Raw genomic sequence first — 18,432 nt, 5'->3', positions numbered from 1 at the left:
ACATCATGCCGCCCGCCGCCAGCGATGGCGCGATCATCGGGATGGTGATCAGGAAAAACACCTTGAACGGCTTGGCACCCAGGTCCATGGCCGCTTCTTCGATGGACAGGTCCAGTTCGCGAAGGCGGGCGGAGACTACCACTGCCACATAAGCGGCACAAAAGGTGGTGTGGGCGATCCAGATGGTCACGATGCCGCGTTCCATCGGCCAGCCGATCAACTGCGCCATGGCCACGAACAGCAGCAACAGCGACAGACCGGTAATTACCTCAGGCATCACCAGCGGTGCGGTGACCAGGCCGCCGAACAGCGTGCGGCCCTTGAAGCGGGTCACCCGGGTCAGCACGAAGGCGGCCAGGGTGCCCAGCGCCACGGCGGCAATCGCGGTGTAGCAGGCGATTTCCAGCGAGCGCACCACCGAGCCCATCAGCTGCGCATTGTCGAGCAGGCCGGCGTACCACTTGAACGACCAGCCACCCCACACCGTCACAAGCTTGGAGGCGTTGAACGAGTAGATCACCAGAATCAGCATCGGCAGGTAGATGAACGACAGGCCGAGCACCAACATCATTTTTGAAAAGCCGTTACGTTTCATCCCCGTGCCTCCATCTCTTTAGCCTGACTGCGGTTGAACAGCAGAATCGGCACAATCAGGATCAACAGCATCACCACCGCCAGGGCGGACGCCACCGGCCAGTCGCGGTTGTTGAAGAACTCCTGCCACAGCACACGACCGATCATCAGCGTCTCCGGACCACCGAGCAGTTCAGGGATCACGAACTCGCCCACCACCGGAATGAACACCAGCATGCAACCGGCGATGATGCCGTTCCTGGCCAGCGGCACAGTGATTTTCCAGAAGCTGTTGAAGGTGCTCGAACCCAGGTCCGACGCGGCTTCCAGCAGGCTCTGATCGTGCTTCACCAGGTTGGCGTACAGCGGCAGGATCATGAACGGCAGATACGCATACACCACGCCGATATACACGGCTGTGTTGGTGTTGAGGATCTCGATCGGGTGGTCAGTCAGGCCGATCCACATCAGGAAGCCGTTGAGCAGACCGTTGTTGCTGAGGATGCCCATCCACGCATACACGCGGATCAGGATCGCGGTCCAGGTCGGCATCATGATCAGCAGCATCAGCACGTTCTGTGCTTCCTTGCTGGCCTTGGTAATGGCGTAGGCCATCGGGAAACCGATCACCAGGCACATCAGGGTGCTGAAGAAGGCGACCTTCAACGAACCCAGGTAGGCCGACAGGTACAGCTCGTCCTCACCCAGCATCGTGTAGTTGCCGATGTTGAGCAGCAGGTTGAGTTTCTGCTCGGCGTAGGAGTAGATCTCCGAGTAGGGTGGAATGGCCAGGGCTGCTTCAGAGAAGCTGATCTTCATCACCAAAAAGAACGGCAGCATGAAGAACAGGAACAGCCACAGGAATGGAATGCCGATCACGACCTTGCGGCCACTCGGCACAAAGCGCATGAATTGCTGATTGAGGGTTTTCATGCGCGCAGTACCACGCCGCTGTCGTCTTCCCACCACACGTAGACCTGATCGTCCCAGGTCGGACGCGCGCCACGGCGTTCGGCGTTGGCCATGAACGACTGCACGACTTTGCCGCCAGGCAGCTCGACGTAGAACACCGAGTGCCCGCCCAGGTAGGCGATGTCATGCACCTTGCCGCTGGACCAGTTGTAACGGCAGTCGGGCTTGGTGGTGCTGACCAGCAGTTTTTCCGGGCGAATGGCGTAGGTGATCGACTTGTCTTCCACCGAAGTGCTGACGCCGTGGCCGACGTAGATCTTCTGGTCCAGGTCCGGGCTGTGAATGATTGCGTGGCCTTCCAGGTCTTCCACCACGGTGCCTTCGAAGGCGTTCACGTTGCCGATGAACTCGCAGACCATGCGGCTGACCGGTGCTTCGTACACATCCACCGGGCTGCCGATCTGGGCGATCCAGCCCAGGTGCATGATCGCGATGCGCTGGGCCATGGTCATGGCTTCTTCCTGGTCGTGGGTCACCATCACGCAGGTCACGCCCACGCGCTCGATGATCTCCACCAGCTCCAGTTGCATTTGCGAGCGCAGCTTTTTATCCAGCGCGCCCATCGGTTCGTCGAGCAGCAGAAGCTTCGGACGCTTGGCCAGGGAGCGGGCCAGGGCCACACGCTGACGCTGGCCGCCGGACAGTTGGTGCGGCTTGCGCTTGGCGTACTGGGTCATGTGCACCAGACGCAGCATCTCTTGAACGCGGGCGTCGATTTCAGCAGCGGGCAAACGGTCCTGCTTGAGGCCGAAGGCGATGTTCTGCGCCACGGTCATGTGCGGGAACAGGGCATAGGACTGGAACATCATGTTGATCGGCCGCTCGTAGGGCGGCAGGTCGGTGATGTCCACGCCGTCGAGCAGAATCCGCCCTTCGGTCGGGCGTTCGAAGCCGGCGAGCATGCGCAGCAGCGTCGATTTACCGGAACCGGAGCCACCGAGCAGGGCAAAGATTTCGCCCTGATGGATTTCCAGGGACACATCGTCCACGGCGGTGGTTTCGTCGAACTTCTTGGTGACGCGATCGACTTTCACCAAGACCTTTTTCGGAGCGTGGTGACCTTCAAGGGCCTTCCTGTAGGTGCTGGAGGCGTTTGCCATGTGAAACTCCCAACAGATTTCAGTCGCCAGGCCAACACAGCCCGGCTTAATAGTTGATTGCAAACCCGAAAAGCCATTTGTTCACGATCTCTGTAGGAGCTGCCGAAGGCTGCGATCTTTTGATTTTGATCTTGAGAAGCAAAGTCAAAAGATCGCAGCCTTCGGCAGCTCCTACAGGGAGCGACACTTGCCCGTCCGGGTTTATTCGGTGCCGCCTTCCTGGCTGCGGTACTTGTTGTTATTGCAGTGTGTTGTTGTCGTGAATGACGGGCGCGCAAAGGCACGCCCGACAGGCTCACGGGGGCAGTAAAAGGGGTGTCAGTGCTTTAAGTCAGCGCGGGTTACGCAGTGCCGCCCGTTGCCGGCACGCGTCACCGAACGCCTGGAAGATGCGCAGGTAAGGCGGGTTGTCCAGCACCTGCCATTCCGGGTGCCATTGCACGCCGAGGGCGAAGGCCTTGCTGTTCTGTACCGAGATCGCCTCGATCAGGCCATCGGGTGCGACGGCTTCCGAGCGCAGGCCCGGAGCGAGCCGGTCGATGCCCTGGCTGTGAATCGAGTTGACCTGGAATTCGGCCGGCAGATCCAGCGCCTGGAACACGCCGCCCGCTTGCACGGTGACCGCGTGGGCCGGGGCGTATTGCACCGCCAGGTCCGGATGGTTGGCTTCACGGTGATCGAGAAAGCCGGGCAGTTCATGAACCTTCTGATGCAGGCTGCCACCGAACGCCACGTTCATCTCCTGAAAGCCACGGCAGATGCCGAGCACCGGCACGCCAGCGGCGACGGCCGCGCGGATCAGGGGAAGGGTGGTGCGATCCCGCTGGGGATCGTGTTCGGTGCCGGGGGCGCTGTCCGGGCCTTGATAGTGGAAGGGCTCCACATTCGACGGCGAACCGGTGAGCAACAGGCCGTCGAGCTGCGGCAGCAGATCCTCGATTTCGGTAAGTTCCGCCAGGGAAGGAATGACGACGGGCAGCCCCAGCGCCGCAACGCTGACAGCACGCAGGTATTTGTCGCCGCTGACATGGTAGGGGTGCAGGCCAATTTGTTTGACGCACGCAGTAACGCCGATCAATGGCTTGAATGCCATTTTTATCACCTCGAAGTTTGACACTTGAACGAGCTTTTCTGGAGCTTAGCCTCGTTGATTTTAATTAACAACTGTCATGTAAAAAATTCTAAACGCCGCGCGTCCGATCTTCAGCATTTACGCGTGTTTGGCGACGGATCTGGCACTCTCGTGCCTCTGGGAGGCCCAAAAATAAACGCTGAAAGGCCAGGTGTTCGCTATTGACTTCACTTTGCCTTTCGGATTGACTGGCTGCGTGAAAGGGCGGTGAACATAATAATTAACAGTAAAAAATAGGTGCATCATGTCGGTCCCTCTGCGTGCCGTTCAACTCAACGAAGCAAACGCATTCCTTAAGAAACATCCTGAGGTTTTGTACGTCGACCTTCTGATTGCGGATATGAACGGCGTGGTGCGCGGCAAGCGCATCGAGCGCACCAGTCTTCATAAGGTCTACGAGAAAGGCATCAACCTGCCAGCGTCGCTGTTCGCGCTGGACATCAATGGCTCCACCGTGGAAAGCACCGGCCTGGGCCTGGACATCGGCGATGCCGACCGGATCTGCTACCCGATCCCCGGCACCCTGAGTATCGAGCCATGGCAGAAGCGCCCGACCGCGCAACTGCTGATGACCATGCACGAACTGGAAGGCCAGCCGTTCTTCGCCGACCCTCGTGAAGTGCTGGCCAACGTGGTGCGCAAGTTCGACGAACTGGGCCTGACCATCTGCGCCGCGTTCGAGCTCGAGTTCTATCTGATCGACCAGGACAACGTGAACGGTCGTCCGCAATCGCCGCGTTCGCCGGTGTCCGGCAAGCGCCCGATGTCGACCCAGGTCTACCTGATCGACGATCTGGACGAATACGTCGACTGCCTGCAGGACATCCTCGAAGGCGCGAAAGAGCAGGGCATCCCGGCTGACGCGATCGTCAAGGAGAGCGCCCCGGCGCAGTTCGAAGTCAACCTGCATCACGTGGCCGATCCTATAAAGGCCTGCGACTACGCGGTCCTGCTCAAGCGTCTGGTGAAGAACATCGCCTACGACCACGAGATGGATACCACCTTCATGGCCAAGCCGTACCCGGGCCAGGCGGGCAACGGTCTGCACGTGCACATTTCGGTGCTGGACAAGGAAGGCAACAACATCTTCGCCAGCGAGGATCCCGAGCAGAACGCCGCGCTGCGTCATGCGATCGGCGGTGTGCTGGAGACCCTGCCGGCGCAGATGGCCTTCCTCTGCCCGAACGTCAACTCCTACCGTCGTTTCGGCGCCCAGTTCTACGTGCCGAACTCGCCGAGCTGGGGCATCGACAACCGCACCGTGGCGGTCCGCGTACCGACCGGCTCCCCGGACGCCGTGCGCATCGAACACCGCGTGGCAGGTGCCGACGCCAACCCGTACCTGCTGATGGCTTCGGTCCTGGCGGGCGTGCATCACGGCCTGACCAACAAGATCGAGCCGGGCGCACCGGTGGAAGGCAACAGCTACGAGCAGAACGAGCAAAGCCTGCCGAACAACCTGCGCGATGCCCTGCGTGTACTGGATGATGACGAAGTCATGGCCAAGTACATCGACCCGATGTACATCGACGTGTTCGTGGCGTGCAAGGAAAGCGAACTGGCCGAGTTCGAAAACTCCATCTCCGACCTTGAGTACAACTGGTACTTGCATACCGTCTAACGGGCACACCTGATGTCTGACCTGCCTCTGCAGGAGCTGCCGATGGCTGCGATCTTTTGATCTTGCTTTTGAACACAAAAATCAAAAGATCGCAGTCTTCGGCAGCTCCTACAGGGATCGGGTATCAAATTCCGGATTGTGGGCATCGGTCCCGCGTCCAACCATTTCTCTGTGTGAGTCACTCTCATGACCATGACCCGCAGCGACTGGGAACAACGCTTCCAGTCCCTCACCATCGAAAGCCGTGCCTTCATCGACGGTCAATATTGCGCGGCCGCAAGCGGCGCCACGTTTGAATGCGTCAGTCCCGTGGACGGTCGTTTCCTGGCCAACGTTGCCAGCACCGACGAAGCCGATGCCAACGCCGCGGTGACGGTGGCTCGCCGTACCTTCGAATCCGGCGTGTGGCGCAATCTCGCCCCGGCCGAACGCAAGCGCACCCTGATCCGCTTCGCCGACCTGATCCTGGCCCACCGCGAAGAACTCGCGCTGCTGGAAACCCTGGACATGGGCAAGCCGATCAGCGACTCGATGAACGTCGATATCCCGGCGACCGCCAACGCGATCCGCTGGACCGCCGAAGCCATCGACAAGATCTATGACGAAGTTGCCGCCACGCCCCACGATCAACTGGGCCTTGTCACCCGTGAACCGGCCGGCGTGGTCGCGGCCATCGTGCCGTGGAACTTCCCGCTGATCATGGCCAGCTGGAAATTCGCGCCTGCACTGGCGGCAGGCAACTCGTTCATCCTCAAGCCTTCGGAAAAGTCGCCGCTGACCGCGATTCGCATCGCTCAACTGGCACTGGAAGCCGGCATTCCCAAAGGCGTGTTCAACGTGCTGCCGGGCTTCGGCCACACCGTGGGCAAGGCGCTGGCGCTGCACATGGACGTCGACGTGCTGGCCTTCACCGGCTCCACCGCAATCGCCAAGCAACTGATGATCTACGCCGGGCAAAGCAACATGAAACGCGTCTGGCTCGAAGCCGGCGGCAAGAGCCCGCACGTGGTGTTCGCCGACGCACCGGACCTGCGCGTGGCGGCCCAGGCAGCGGCCAGCGGTATTGCCTTCAACCAGGGCGAAGTCTGCACCGCGGGTTCGCGCCTGCTGGTGGAGCGCTCGATCCGCGATCAGTTCATCCCGCTGCTGGTGGACGCCCTCAAGGCCTGGAAACCGGGGCACGCCCTGGATCCTGAAACCACCGTCGGCGCCGTGGTCGATCAGCGTCAACTGGACAACGTGCTGCGCTACATCGACATCGGTCGCCAGCAGGGCGCCGAACTGATTGCCGGCGGCCAGCGCACGCTGGAAAGCACCGGTGGCCTGTACGTGGAACCGGCGATTTTCGACGGCGTGACCAACGCCATGACCATCGCCCAGGAAGAGATCTTTGGCCCGGTGCTGTCGCTGATCACCTTCGATACAGCCGAGCAAGCATTGCAAATCGCCAACGACAGCATCTTCGGCCTGGCCGCCGGCGTGTGGACCAGCAACCTGAGCAAGGCCCACACCTTCGCCCGTGGCCTGCGTGCCGGCAGCGTGTGGGTCAACCAGTACGACGGCGGTGACATGACCGCGCCGTTCGGCGGGTTCAAGCAGTCGGGCAACGGTCGGGACAAATCGCTGCATGCGTTCGACAAGTACACCGAACTCAAAGCGACCTGGATCAAGCTCTAACAACAATAAAAGCGGCGGCCGCCGGTTGTGCTGGCGGCCATCGGAGAAACCTATGAAACACAATTCTGCCAATCAAAAACACGTAGACAGCTACTACGCCGCCACCCGCAACTTCACCGGCGATTTCCCGGTGCTCGAAGAGCTGGTGGAGTGCGACGTCTGCGTGATCGGCGCCGGCTACACCGGTCTGTCCTCGGCACTGTTCCTGGCCGAAGCCGGCTACAAGGTCACCGTGCTGGAAGCGGCGAAAGTCGGCTTCGGCGCCAGCGGTCGCAACGGCGGTCAACTGGTCAACTCCTACAGCCGTGACGTCGACGTGATCGAAGAGCGTTATGGCGACAAGACCGCCGAAGTGCTGGGCAGCATGATCTTCGAAGGCGCCGACATCATTCGTCAGCGCATACAGCACTACGACATCCAGTGCGACTACCGTCCGGGCGGCATCTTCGCCGCGCTGAACAAGAAGCAGTTCAAGGGCCTGGCCGAACAGAAGAAAACCTGGGAACGCTACGGCAACAAGAACCTGACCCTGCTCAGCGAGTCGGACATCAAGCGCGAAGTGGGTTGCGACAACTACGTCGGTGGCCTCCTGGACATGCAAGGTGGGCACATTCACCCGCTGAACCTGGCGCTGGGCGAAGCTTCGGCGATCATTGGCCTGGGCGGGCAGATCTTCGAACAATCGGCGGCGGTGGAAATCACCTACGGCGAGCCGAACGTCGTGCGCACCGCCAAAGGCGTGGTGCGCGCCAAGTACCTGCTGATCGCCGGTAACGCCTACCTGCCGCAGGGCCTGGACAATCGCGTCACCGCCAAGAGCATGCCTTGCGGTTCGCAGATCGTCGTCACCGAACCTTTGACCGAGAAGCAGGCCAGGAGCCTGATCACCAACAACTACTGCGTCGAAGACTGCAACTACCTGCTCGACTACTTCCGCCTGACCGCCGACAACCGTCTGCTGTACGGCGGTGGCGTGGTCTACGGCGCCCGCGAGCCGGACGATATCGAGCAACTGATCCGCCCGAAAATCCTCAAGACCTTCCCGCAGCTCAAGGACGTGAAGATCGACTACCGCTGGACCGGCAACTTCCTGCTGACCATGTCGCGCATGCCGCAATTCGGCCGTATCGAGAAGAATGCCTACTACATGCAGGGCTACAGCGGCCACGGCGTCACCTGCTCGCACCTGGCCGGCAAGCTGATCTCTGAAATGATCCGTGGCGACGCCGAGCGCTTCAACGCCTTCGCCTCCCTGCCACACATGCCGATGTTGGGCGGGCGCACCTTCCAGGCCCCGCTCACCGCCATGGGCGCGGCGTACTACGCGTTGCGTGACCGGTTCGGGATCTAAGCGTTACCTCGCCGGTGGTGGCCCCCAAGGGCATCGCCGGCTTTTTAATTGCCTGTCAGTGTCTGCATGAACACTGACTGACCTGTGGGAGCGGGCTTGCCCGCGATAGCGCCAGGCCAGACAGTATTTTATGTCTTCTGGCACTCCGCCTTCGCGGGCAAGCCCGCTCCCACAAGGTCTTTTTTTCTGCCGTTTATCGAAGCTGCTTTGCAACACCGACAAACGTGATTTAATAGCCGCCTTTCACGTTTCCGGGACCGGAAAACGGCGTGATCCGCGCCTGCTCTCCACCCCCATTACCCTTAAGTACCAAGCACATAAGGCTGTCATGGATACGGGCTCACGACTCAAATTAGTACGCGAAAGCTACAAACTGTCCCAGCGCGAGCTGGCCCGCCGTAGCGGCGTCACCAATGCCACCATCTCGCTGATCGAGCAGAACCGCGTCAGCCCCTCGGTCAGTTCCCTGAAAAAACTGCTCGAAGGCATCCCCATGTCTCTGGCGGACTTCTTCACCTTCGACCAGCCGCCGCGCGAACACCAATACGTCTTCCGCGCCAACGAGCAACCGGACCTGGGCCGCCACGGCCTGCGCCTGCTGCTGATCGGCGCCTCCGTACCCAGCCGCCAGATGCGCCTGCTGCGCGAGCAGTACGCGCCTGGCGCGAGCTCCGGGGAAGAGCCGATCGTGCACGCCGAAGGCGAGGAGTGCGGGTTGGTTACCCGAGGTACGGTAGAACTCACCGTGGACGGCCAGGTCAGTATCCTGGGCGCCGGCGATGGCTACTACTTCCCGACCACCTTGCCGCACAGCTTCCGCAACATCGGCGCGGACGAGGCCGAAATCATCAGCGCCAACACCCCGGCGAACTTCTGATGATCTGAGGATTTCGGAATCAACCCGGTCCCCTGTGGGCGCGAGCCTGCTCGCGATGAATGCCCAGTCACCGCAGGCTCTCAGGCCCACAGGCTCATTTCTCCCTGTCCCACAACGCAACCAACCCACCAAACGTCCCGACATACGCCGTGCCATCCGGCGCCAAAGTGATCGGGGACCAGTTGTTGTCGAAGGCCTGGCCGACTCCGCTCAATGCTTTGAAGCGGGTCTGGCCGGTGGTGAAGTCGAGGGCCATCAGGTACCAGGCGTTTTCGCCGTCGGGTTGGGGTTCGAAGGTGTAGAAGTAGAGCAGTCCGTTGGCCACCGAGAGTTTCGGCACTACCGATGGCGAGCGTTCTTTCGATTCCCAGACCAGGTCGCACCCCGATTCATCCTCGCGGATGTCGACGCGGCTGATTCCGCCGTTTACCGCCTGCCAGTCCTGCTGAGCGAAGGCGCTAGTGTAGCCGGCGTTGTTTTCCATGATGATCGAGCGGCCCCAGCCGATGGCGGAGTTGTCGGTGGCCGAGGCGTTCTGGGTGAATATCGGCAGTTTGCAGATCAGCCGGTTGCCCGCGAAGTCCTGCTCGCGGCGGTAGACCAGCAGGTTGATGCGTCCGTCGGCGTTGTCGGTGATGGTGACGTAGCGATCGCCCATCAATGTCGGTGTGGTGCCGCTGCCCTGATTGATCGCCCCGACTTTGCGCCCGGTGCCGCGATCATAGGTTTCGCGCCAGCCCTGCAGCGGCTTGCCGTCGGCATCGGCGCTGAAGCGGTACATGGCGTGATCGGAGACCACATACACGCCGTCGGCCGCCACCGACATGCCGTTCTGAATCTCCTCGTTCGCCAGCTGGATGCCCTGGACCGCACCGGTCTCGGGGTTCAGTGTGCCGAGCCGGCCGCGACGGGTGATCCACCAGATCAGGCCCTGGTGATCCGGGATGACCCCGGTGATGGGGTCGCATTCACCCTTGGGAAACCATGAGGTCGGCCGCACGCAATCGTGGGGCACCTTGTCGCTCAGGTCCCAGTTGTCGACCGCCTCGAACAGCCACGCACCGGTTTCATCCTGACGATGCACAACACGCTGGATGTGCTGCTCGGCGTCGGCGATCACCACGCGATTCTGTGCATCGACATAGAAATACGCGCCCGAGGTGTCGGCCATGATCTTGTCGGGATCGAGGGTGATCAGCGCATGGAAGGTCGACGGCCGTGGTGGCAGCGGATAACGGGCCAGCAGTTCAAGCGTGCGCGGCTCGAGCAATTGCAGTTCGAATTGCATCAGGTTGGCGCACAACACCACCAGTCGACCCTGTTGATCGAAGGTATGAATCGGACACATGCCACCGGGCTTGCGGCTGCCATCGCGGCTGTTCACCTGGGTGTCGCGGCCCAGCGGGCCGGGTCCCGGGTGGGTGTCGGAGCTGTAGCCATCGGAATGCATGTAGCTGCTGCCGTTGCTCGCCATGAACGGGTGGGCGGGAATGCTGCCGCTCAAGGGTTGGGCAACGGTTGCCGCGCCGATCAAGGGAATGGCTTTGCCGGTGTTGTCCAGCGGTTGCGGGTCATGGGGCTCGGAACAGGCAACGAGCAGGCCCAACAGGGGCAGGGCGAGCAGAAGTGGGGCGCGCATCGAGGCCTCGTCTTTTTATTGTGGGAGGGGGCGCCCAATAAGCAGCACCGAGGCGGTTTTGGCATCGGCTGTTCGGACTAAAACCGGCGCTTCGTCTCGCGCTGATTGCCTGCGTGAAAATCATCGTGTATTTTTTCATGAAATTAAAACTATAAAATTTCATGGAGCCGGTCATGTTTCAGCAATCCACGCAGCACGTCGCCAGCTATTACGCCCATTCCTGCAGCGATCGCCTGGTCAATCGGCCGGCCTTGAAGGGTGAACAGCACACTGAAGTGTTGATCATCGGCGCCGGTTTCAGCGGCTTGCACACCGCGCTGCGCCTGGCCCTGGCCGGCAAGCGCGTGACCTTGCTGGAAGCTAGTCGGGTGGCCTGGGCGGCGTCGGGGCGTAATGGCGGGCAGGCGATCCTGGGCTGGTCCTGTGACATGCCACCGCTGGAGGCTGCGTTGGGTTACGAGCGTGCCCGGCGGTTGTGGGACGGCATGCGTTGGGCCGCGCAGGAGTTGCGTGAACTGCCGACGCGCCATGGTTTCGATTGCGATTACCGGCCCGGGCATCTCTGGACCTCGGTGATGCCTCGGCGGGTCAGTCTGCTGACCGAATGGCAGCACGAGGCCAGTCACAAATGGGGTCACGACGGCTTGCAGTTCATCGAGCGCAGTCAGTTGCCGGAGTGGGTGGCCAGCGACCGTTACCAGGCCGGTCTGTTCGACCCGGAAGGCGGGCACCTCAATCCGTTGAAGCTGGCGCTGGGCCTGGCTGGCGCCATCGAGCGGGCGGGCGGGGTGATCCATGAACAGAGCAAGGCGCTCAGTTACAGCGAGGATGGCGACGGGTATCGAGTGACCACCGAGCGCGGCAGCATTCGTGCGGATGTGCTGGTGCTGGCCTGCAATGCCTATCTGGACCGGCTCGATCCGCAGCTGTCGAGTTGCGTATTGCCGGTTGGCACCTATCAGGTGGCCACGGCGCCGCTGTCGGAGGCCCAGGCGACGGCGCTGCTGCCGAGCAATGTGTGCGTCACCGACAACCAGTTCGTGCTCGACTATTTCCGCCGCACCCCGGACAACCGCCTGCTGTTCGGCGGTGGCTGCACTTATCTGGGCGGGATGCCCAAGGACATCGCCGCAGCCACCCGGCCATGCCTGGAGCGGGTGTTCCCGCAGCTCAAAGGCGTGGAGCTGGAGTTTTCCTGGGGCGGTCACATCGACCTGACCTTGAATCGCACGCCGGATATCGGTCGACGCGGCGATCTGTACTGGTTGCAGGGCTATTCCGGACATGGCGTGCTGCCGACCCTGGCCGGGGCGCGGGCGGTGTCCGATGCGATACTCGGTAACGCGGATGAGCTGGCGTTGTATCAGGGCCTGACCAACGGCAGCTTCCCCGGCGGCAAATACATGGCCGCGCCTTTGGAAGCCATCGGCAAAGCCTGGTACCGGCTGCGCGACAGCATTTGATTCGGCACTTTCTGGAAGCCAATAGATGGACATGCAAGAAGAGATTTCGGCGCTGGCGATCCTGATCCAGGACCTGCGCAAACACAAAAAGTACACGCTCAAGGATCTGGCGGACAAAATCGGTCGTTCCGTGGGTTTTCTGTCCCAGGTCGAGCGCGGGCTGTCGCGGCCGACGGTGGCGGACCTGACCGCCATCAGCGAAACCCTCGGCGTGCCCACCACCTATTTCTACAGCCTTCCCAAACCCATGGCGTTGCCCTGGGTGACCCGCCCGGACGAGCGCCGCACGCTGTACTACGCCGATGGCATCACCGACATCCTGGTCTCGCCGAAGATGCGCGCGTCCTTTTCCATGCTCGAAAGCCAGCTGGAGCCCGGTGCCAGCAGTGGCGAGCGGCACATGAAGGACAGCTCGGAGCAGGGCGGTTACGTGCTCGAAGGCGAGCTGACCCTGTGGCTCGATGACGATGAACCGGTGACCCTGCGCGCCGGCGACAGTTTCCAGCTGGCCAGCCATGCCCATTGCCGCTACGGCAACCTGGGTGACCAGCTCACCCGCGTACTTTGGGTCTACACCTGATAAAACAACAAGGATCAACATGATGGATGCTGTCTACACTCAATTGCTGGCCGAAGTGGGCGAGTTTCGTCAGCGCTACCCCGACGTGCGCTTCGTCGATTTGATCTCCCTGGACATTCCGGGGCATTTCTACGGCAAGCGTTACCCGATCGAAATGCTCGAAAAAGTCGCCGCCGGCAGCGCGCTGAAGTTGCCGCAGAACTGCGTGTTGCTCGGCACCCAGGGCGGCCTGTTCAAGATCGGCGACTATTGCTTCAACGACGGCGACCCGGACGCGCAACGGCGCCTGGTGCCGGGCACCTTGAAGCTGGTGAGCTGGGAACAGCAGCCGCTGGGGCAGATGCTGATCACCTCCGACGGCACGCAAAAGCCCATCGAATTCGAACCCCGTGAAGTGCTGGCGCAGGTGCTGGGGCGGTTGGGGCGCAAGGGCATTTTCCCGGTGGTGGCGTTCGAGCTGGAGTTCTATCTGTTCGACAGCCACCTGCGCGATGGCTTGCCTCAGTTTGCCCGTGACCCGTTGACCGGCGATCCCGATGATCAGCCGAACATGCACATCGAGCGCCTGACCCGCTTCGCCCCGGTGCTCGATGAAATGGTCGAGACCGCAAGAGCCCAGGGCATCGACGCCACGGTGATCACCGCGGAACTGGGCCCCGGTCAGTTCGAAATCAACTTCGGTCACCTCGACGACGGATTGCGCGCCGCCGACTGGGCCGCCTTGTTCTGTCGCAGCACCCGCGGCGTGGCGCTCAAGCACAACTATCGCGCCAGTTTCATGGCCAAGCCGTATCTGCAGCACCCCGGCAGCGGCATGCATGTGCATGTGAGCCTGTACGACAAAGCGGGCAACAACCTGCTGGCGGCCGACGGGCAAAAAGCCCTGCGCCATGCGGTGGCCGGTTGCCTGGACGTGTTGCCGCACTGCATGCCGATCTTCGCCCCGAACCACAACGCCACCCGTCGCCTGAGCGCCACGGTGAACGTCGCTTCCCGCGCCAGCTGGGGTTTCGAAGACCGCGATGCGTGCCTGCGGGTGCCGGAGTCGGACGCGAAAAACCTGCGCATCGAACATCGCCTGGCCGGCGCCGATGCCAACCCGTATCTGGTGCTGGCGGCGATCCTGATCGGTCTGGAGCAGGGCCTGGAACAGAAGCGCGAGCCGATTGCGCCGCTCAATGATGATCGCAGCAGTGGCGTGGATTTCCCGCTGGAGATGCTTGAGGCCGTGCGTTCCATGCAGAACCACGCACCGGTGCGTGAAGGTCTGGGGGCGGAGTTTGTCGATGTGTATTGCGAGAACAAGCGCCAGGATCATCTGGCGTTCATGAATGAAATCAGTGCGCGGGAATATCGCTGGTTCCTTTAATTACGCCAAGGCATAGTTAAAGAGGATTCGAAGTTAACCCTAAAAAATATCTGGATATATAAGGGCTTAGCGACGTTAGTAACTGAGTGGTTAATTAAAATATCTTGTTACAGGGTGAAATATTCCGTAATATTCGCCCCGCGTTCACCACCACGGTTTATGCATTTTTAAGTCCCGGGCGTCCATCAGCTGCCCGGGATTTTTTTTGCCTGTGATTTGACCCGCCTTTAACTGTAGGAGCGGGGTTAGCGGGAGATAATTCCGTGATCAATCGCGTACTTGACCAACGCCGCCGGCTTGTCGATGTTCAACTTGCGCCGAATGCTCAAGCGATGGGTTTCCACCGTGCGCACGCTGATGTCCAGTTCTCGCGCCATTTCCTTGTTGTTCAGACCCTGGGCCATTTTGCGCAGCACCTGGCTCTCGCGCGGTGTCAGCTCGTTGTCGGTGCTCTTGTCGGCGATCAGGCGTTGGGCGATGTCGGCGCTGTAAAAGGTGCCGCCGCTGGTGATCGCTTCGATGGCCGCGATAATTTCCCGTGACGGCGCATTCTTCAGCACATAGCCGCTGGCGCCGGAGCGCACCGATTCACTGACGTATTCATAGTTGTCATACATGCTCAGCACCAGCACCTTGAGCGACGGGTACTGGCTGCGCAGCATGCGGGTCAGTTCCAGGCCGTTCATGTCGCCCAGGCTGATGTCCACCAGCAGCAGGTCCGGCTGGCAGCGCCCGATCATCTCGATCGCCTCGGCGCCGTTTTCCGCTTCGCCCACCACTTCCAGCGGCGCCATCACGGACAGCAGTGCCTTGATTCCGTCACGGACCAGGGAGTGATCGTCGACCAACGCAACGCGGATCGGGGAGGGCAGGTTCATTCAGGGCTCACTCTTGTTATGGGGTCAGACGCGATGGCCGGCCGGCTTCATCGGCAGCAGCACATCCAGTTCGCTTCGGCCCGGCACGGACACCAGATCGAAGCGGCCACCGAAGTGTTCGACGCGTTCGCGAATATTACGCAGGCCGATGCCGGCCTGACGACGTTCGACCTGGGCGACGTTGAAACCCACGCCATCGTCGACCACGGTCAGGCGCACATTGTCTGCGCAGCCGCGCAGGGTGATCGATACATTCTTGGCTTGGGCATGCCGTTCGATGTTGGTCAGGCCTTCCTGCACGATGCGAAACAGCGAGACCGCCGCGCCATCGACCAATTGGCAGTCGAATTCATTGTCGGTGTAGCTCACCGTCAGCCCGCTGCGTTGCTCGAATTCCGCGGCCAGTTGGCCGATGGCCGCTTGCAGGCCGAGCGTGTCGAGCAGGGATGAACGCAGATCGTGGGACAGGCTGCGTACCTCGCCGATGGCTTCACCCAAACGCTCAGTGGCATCGCGCAAAATCCCCAGGCCCTTGTCCTGGCCGTTTTCCAGCACATGGCTGGCCAGTTCGAACTGGAACTTGATCGACACCAGCACCTGGCTGATGCCGTCGTGCAGCTCCCGGGACACTCGCGAGCGCTCTTCCTCCTGCAGGCTGACGATGCGCTGGGTCAGGCGCTGCAGCTTCTTGTCCGCCAGCCGGTGTTCGCTGACGTTCAGGGTCATGCCGGTGCCGAACACGAACAGCACCGCCACCAGTGCCACCACGGCAATCGCCATCATGGTCTTGCGAATGCCCATGGCCACTTCGGCGCGGGCCTGCTGGGTGGCGCGCTCGACGTCTTCCAGATAGATCCCGGTACCGAGCATCCAGCCCCAGCGATCGAGCATCACCACGTAGGCGAGCTTGTCGGTGACCTGGCCGGAGGAGGGTTTGTTCCAGGCATAACGCTGAAAGCCTTCGCCCGATTGCGCGCTTTTGAGCAGCGCCTGAATCACCGGCAGGCCGTGGGGGTCTTTCATGTCCCACAGGTATTGGCCCACCAGTTCCGACTGGCGGGCGTGCATCAGGCTGCGGCCCTCATGGTCGTAGACGAAGAAGTAACCGTTGATGCCGAAGCTGAGTTTGCGCAGTTCTTCCAGCACCTTTTTCTGCGCTTCGGCGTCTCCGTGGCCGTCGTCGTACAGCGGCTCGATCAGGCTTTGCGCCATCTCTACGTAGTTTTTCAACTCCGCACGCTTGCTCGCCAGGATGCTGTCTTCGATCAGCTGCGCCTGCTGATCGCCCAGTTGGCGGTTGAGGGAAATCACCAGGGCGCAGATGACGGCGATGGCCAGGACCAGCGGGAGGATGCCGAGGGCGACGATCTTGTGTTTGAGCTGCATGGTTATCGCCTCGGGCCTGCTTTGTGTAGGAGCGAGCTTGCTCGCGATGGACGTCAACGATAACGCCGGGGACCAGACACCCCGCGGCGTTCCGAGTGCATCGCGAGCAAGCTCGGCTCCTGCAGTGGTAGTCATTCTGGTTTTTCTGAGGGCGGCATCATAGGCCAAAGATACGCCTGTCGAGTAGCGCTGCCGGGCGCAATGACCGATGGCTGAGTGCACCGCAGGTCCAATGTGGCGTCTACGTAGAACTACGTAGACGCCACGTACGTAGTAACGCGGATTTATTTGTGGACGCCATGGGCGGATATTTGGCCAGCTCCGTAAAGCGGACACAATTATAAAAATTACCGCCGTGGCCACTGGCCGTCGGCAGGAGACCCCTATGCCCCGTCTGGCTAAACACCTCGCCTGGTTTGCCGTGGCTGTCCTGGGAGCGATTGCGCTGAGTGTCGTGGCCCTGCGCCGCGGCGAAGCGATCAACGCCCTCTGGATCGTAGTCGCAGCAGTCGCCATCTACCTCGTTGCCTATCGTTACTACAGCCTGTTCATCGCCAACAAAGTGATGCAGCTGGACCCCAATCGAGCCACGCCTGCCGTGCTCAACAACGACGGTCTGGACTTCGTGCCGACCAACAAACACGTCCTCTTCGGTCACCACTTCGCGGCCATCGCCGGCGCAGGCCCACTGGTCGGTCCGGTCCTGGCAGCGCAAATGGGCTACCTGCCCGGCACGCTCTGGCTGATCGCCGGCGTGGTGCTGGCTGGCGCGGTGCAGGACTTCATGGTCCTGTTCCTCTCCACCCGCCGCAACGGCCGCTCCCTGGGCGACATGGTCCGTGAAGAAATGGGCCGTATCCCCGGCACCATCGCGCTGTTCGGCTGCTTCCTGATCATGATCATCATCCTCGCGGTGCTGGCACTGATCGTGGTCAAGGCCCTGGCCGACAGCCCGTGGGGCATGTTCACTGTGATGGCGACCATCCCGATCGCGATGTTCATGGGCGTGTACATGCGCTACATCCGTCCGGGCCGCATCGGTGAGATTTCCATCATCGGCGTGCTGTTGCTGCTGGGCTCGATCTGGCTGGGCGGGCAGATTGCCGCTGACCCGGTCTGGGCCAAGGTCTTCACCTTCACCGGCGTACAGATCACCTGGATGCTGATCGGCTACGGTTTCGTCGCCGCGGTTCTGCCGGTGTGGCTGATCCTCGCGCCGCGTGACTACCTGTCGACCTTCCTCAAGATCGGCACGATCGTAGCCCTGGCGATCGGCATTCTGGTCACCATGCCAGAGCTGAAAATGCCGGCCCTGACCCAGTTCGTCGACGGTACTGGTCCGGTGTGGAAGGGCGGTCTGTTCCCGTTCCTGTTCATCACCATCGCCTGTGGCGCGGTGTCCGGTTTCCATGCGCTGATCGCCTCCGGCACCACGCCGAAGCTGTTGGCCAGCGAAGGCCATGCCCGTTACATCGGTTACGGCGGCATGCTGATGGAATCCTTCGTGGCAATCATGGCCATGGTCGCCGCTTCGGTGATCGATCCGGGCGTGTACTTCGCCATGAACAGCCCGGCCGCCGTGGTCGGCGCCGACGCTGTCGCGGTTGCACAAACTGTCAGCAGCTGGGGCTTCACCATCACCCCCGAAGCGCTGCAGGCCGTGGCCCATGACATCGGTGAAACCACCATCCTGGCCCGTGCCGGCGGTGCGCCGACCCTGGCGGTGGGTATCGCGCAGATCCTGCACCACGTGCTGCCGGGCGAGAACACCATGGCGTTCTGGTACCACTTCGCGATCCTGTTCGAAGCGCTGT

15 protein-coding genes are annotated in these 18,432 nt (G+C 61.5%); 8 read left to right on the top strand and 7 right to left on the bottom strand.

The features are described 5' to 3' along the window. The 4 genes from HNO86_RS29500 to HNO86_RS29485 form a co-directional block, all read right to left on the bottom strand. The coding region (locus HNO86_RS29500) for an ABC transporter permease subunit (protein WP_175380463.1) at positions 1-595 on the bottom strand (595 nt) is incomplete at its 3' end. Further along, positions 592-1,473: an ABC transporter permease subunit gene (locus HNO86_RS29495; protein ID WP_175380464.1), complete on the bottom strand. Its 882-nt coding sequence runs from the start codon at positions 1,471-1,473 to the stop codon at positions 592-594. The genes HNO86_RS29495 and HNO86_RS29500, both read right to left, overlap by 4 nt. Before the next feature lie 29 nt (positions 1,474-1,502). Beyond that, on the bottom strand, positions 1,503-2,645 hold the full coding sequence (gene potA / locus HNO86_RS29490; RefSeq protein ID WP_175380462.1) for a polyamine ABC transporter ATP-binding protein: 1,143 nt from the start codon (positions 2,643-2,645) through the stop codon (positions 1,503-1,505). A gap of 331 nt (positions 2,646-2,976) precedes the next feature. Continuing rightward, on the bottom strand, positions 2,977-3,738 hold the full coding sequence (locus tag HNO86_RS29485; RefSeq protein ID WP_175380461.1) for a gamma-glutamyl-gamma-aminobutyrate hydrolase family protein: 762 nt from the start codon (positions 3,736-3,738) through the stop codon (positions 2,977-2,979). A gap of 283 nt (positions 3,739-4,021) precedes the next feature. Here HNO86_RS29485 and HNO86_RS29480 point away from each other — a divergent pair, with 283 nt between their 5' ends. The 4 genes from HNO86_RS29480 (at position 4,022) to HNO86_RS29465 (ending at position 9,303) form a co-directional block, all read left to right on the top strand. Beyond that, the gene (locus HNO86_RS29480) at positions 4,022-5,398 is read left to right on the top strand and encodes a glutamine synthetase family protein (protein ID WP_175380460.1); all 1,377 of its coding nucleotides are present in this window, start codon (positions 4,022-4,024) and stop codon (positions 5,396-5,398) included. Between the two features lie 186 nt (positions 5,399-5,584). Further along, a complete protein-coding gene (locus tag HNO86_RS29475; protein ID WP_175380459.1) occupies positions 5,585-7,075 on the top strand; it encodes an aldehyde dehydrogenase in 1,491 nt (496 codons plus the stop codon). A 52-nt stretch (positions 7,076-7,127) separates the two neighbouring features. After that, positions 7,128-8,426, top strand: a complete 1,299-nt coding sequence (locus HNO86_RS29470) for an FAD-binding oxidoreductase (RefSeq protein ID WP_175380458.1) — start codon at positions 7,128-7,130, stop codon at positions 8,424-8,426. Between the two features lie 328 nt (positions 8,427-8,754). Continuing rightward, complete coding sequence (locus tag HNO86_RS29465) at positions 8,755-9,303, top strand: cupin domain-containing protein (protein WP_175380457.1); 549 nt, start codon at positions 8,755-8,757, stop codon at positions 9,301-9,303. Between the two features lie 94 nt (positions 9,304-9,397). On the opposite strand, the gene HNO86_RS29460 is transcribed toward HNO86_RS29465, so the two are convergent. Next, on the bottom strand, positions 9,398-10,942 hold the full coding sequence (locus HNO86_RS29460; protein WP_175380456.1) for a hypothetical protein: 1,545 nt from the start codon (positions 10,940-10,942) through the stop codon (positions 9,398-9,400). A gap of 173 nt (positions 10,943-11,115) precedes the next feature. On the opposite strand from HNO86_RS29460, the gene HNO86_RS29455 reads away from it, so the two are divergent. From HNO86_RS29455 to HNO86_RS29445, 3 genes are read left to right on the top strand one after another with little or no spacing between them, the layout of a single operon-like run. Continuing rightward, positions 11,116-12,405, top strand: a complete 1,290-nt coding sequence (locus HNO86_RS29455) for an FAD-binding oxidoreductase (RefSeq protein ID WP_175380455.1) — start codon at positions 11,116-11,118, stop codon at positions 12,403-12,405. A 25-nt stretch (positions 12,406-12,430) separates the two neighbouring features. Then, positions 12,431-12,985: a helix-turn-helix domain-containing protein gene (locus tag HNO86_RS29450; protein ID WP_175380454.1), complete on the top strand. Its 555-nt coding sequence runs from the start codon at positions 12,431-12,433 to the stop codon at positions 12,983-12,985. A 22-nt stretch (positions 12,986-13,007) separates the two neighbouring features. Continuing rightward, complete coding sequence (locus HNO86_RS29445) at positions 13,008-14,354, top strand: glutamine synthetase family protein (RefSeq protein ID WP_175380453.1); 1,347 nt, start codon at positions 13,008-13,010, stop codon at positions 14,352-14,354. 245 nt (positions 14,355-14,599) lie between these two features. On the opposite strand, the gene HNO86_RS29440 is transcribed toward HNO86_RS29445, so the two are convergent. Both HNO86_RS29440 and HNO86_RS29435 read right to left on the bottom strand, forming a co-directional pair. Continuing rightward, on the bottom strand, positions 14,600-15,232 hold the full coding sequence (locus tag HNO86_RS29440; RefSeq protein ID WP_175380452.1) for a response regulator transcription factor: 633 nt from the start codon (positions 15,230-15,232) through the stop codon (positions 14,600-14,602). A 24-nt stretch (positions 15,233-15,256) separates the two neighbouring features. Continuing rightward, positions 15,257-16,618, bottom strand: a complete 1,362-nt coding sequence (locus tag HNO86_RS29435; RefSeq protein WP_175380451.1) for a cache domain-containing protein — start codon at positions 16,616-16,618, stop codon at positions 15,257-15,259. 385 nt (positions 16,619-17,003) lie between these two features. On the opposite strand from HNO86_RS29435, the gene HNO86_RS29430 reads away from it, so the two are divergent. Next, positions 17,004-18,432 (top strand): carbon starvation CstA family protein (locus HNO86_RS29430; protein ID WP_175380450.1); only part of this gene is annotated, 1,429 nt, incomplete at its 3' end.

Source organism: Pseudomonas sp. C1C7, assembly GCF_013359595.1.
In the GTDB taxonomy this organism is placed as follows: Bacteria; Pseudomonadota; Gammaproteobacteria; order Pseudomonadales; family Pseudomonadaceae; genus Aquipseudomonas.
Note: the sequence above shows the minus strand (reverse complement) of the source record. Positions and strands in the feature narration are given on the sequence as shown.

Coding starts and splice junctions, on each gene's coding strand:
- potA (WP_175380462.1), bottom strand. CDS start 2,645: ATGGCAAACGCCTCCAGCACCTACAGGAAGGCCCTTGAAGGTCACCAC.
- HNO86_RS29485 (WP_175380461.1), bottom strand. CDS start 3,738: ATGGCATTCAAGCCATTGATCGGCGTTACTGCGTGCGTCAAACAAATT.
- HNO86_RS29480 (WP_175380460.1), top strand. CDS start 4,022: ATGTCGGTCCCTCTGCGTGCCGTTCAACTCAACGAAGCAAACGCATTC.
- HNO86_RS29475 (WP_175380459.1), top strand. CDS start 5,585: ATGACCATGACCCGCAGCGACTGGGAACAACGCTTCCAGTCCCTCACC.
- HNO86_RS29470 (WP_175380458.1), top strand. CDS start 7,128: ATGAAACACAATTCTGCCAATCAAAAACACGTAGACAGCTACTACGCC.
- HNO86_RS29465 (WP_175380457.1), top strand. CDS start 8,755: ATGGATACGGGCTCACGACTCAAATTAGTACGCGAAAGCTACAAACTG.
- HNO86_RS29460 (WP_175380456.1), bottom strand. CDS start 10,942: ATGCGCGCCCCACTTCTGCTCGCCCTGCCCCTGTTGGGCCTGCTCGTT.
- HNO86_RS29455 (WP_175380455.1), top strand. CDS start 11,116: ATGTTTCAGCAATCCACGCAGCACGTCGCCAGCTATTACGCCCATTCC.
- HNO86_RS29450 (WP_175380454.1), top strand. CDS start 12,431: ATGGACATGCAAGAAGAGATTTCGGCGCTGGCGATCCTGATCCAGGAC.
- HNO86_RS29445 (WP_175380453.1), top strand. CDS start 13,008: ATGGATGCTGTCTACACTCAATTGCTGGCCGAAGTGGGCGAGTTTCGT.
- HNO86_RS29440 (WP_175380452.1), bottom strand. CDS start 15,232: ATGAACCTGCCCTCCCCGATCCGCGTTGCGTTGGTCGACGATCACTCC.
- HNO86_RS29435 (WP_175380451.1), bottom strand. CDS start 16,618: ATGCAGCTCAAACACAAGATCGTCGCCCTCGGCATCCTCCCGCTGGTC.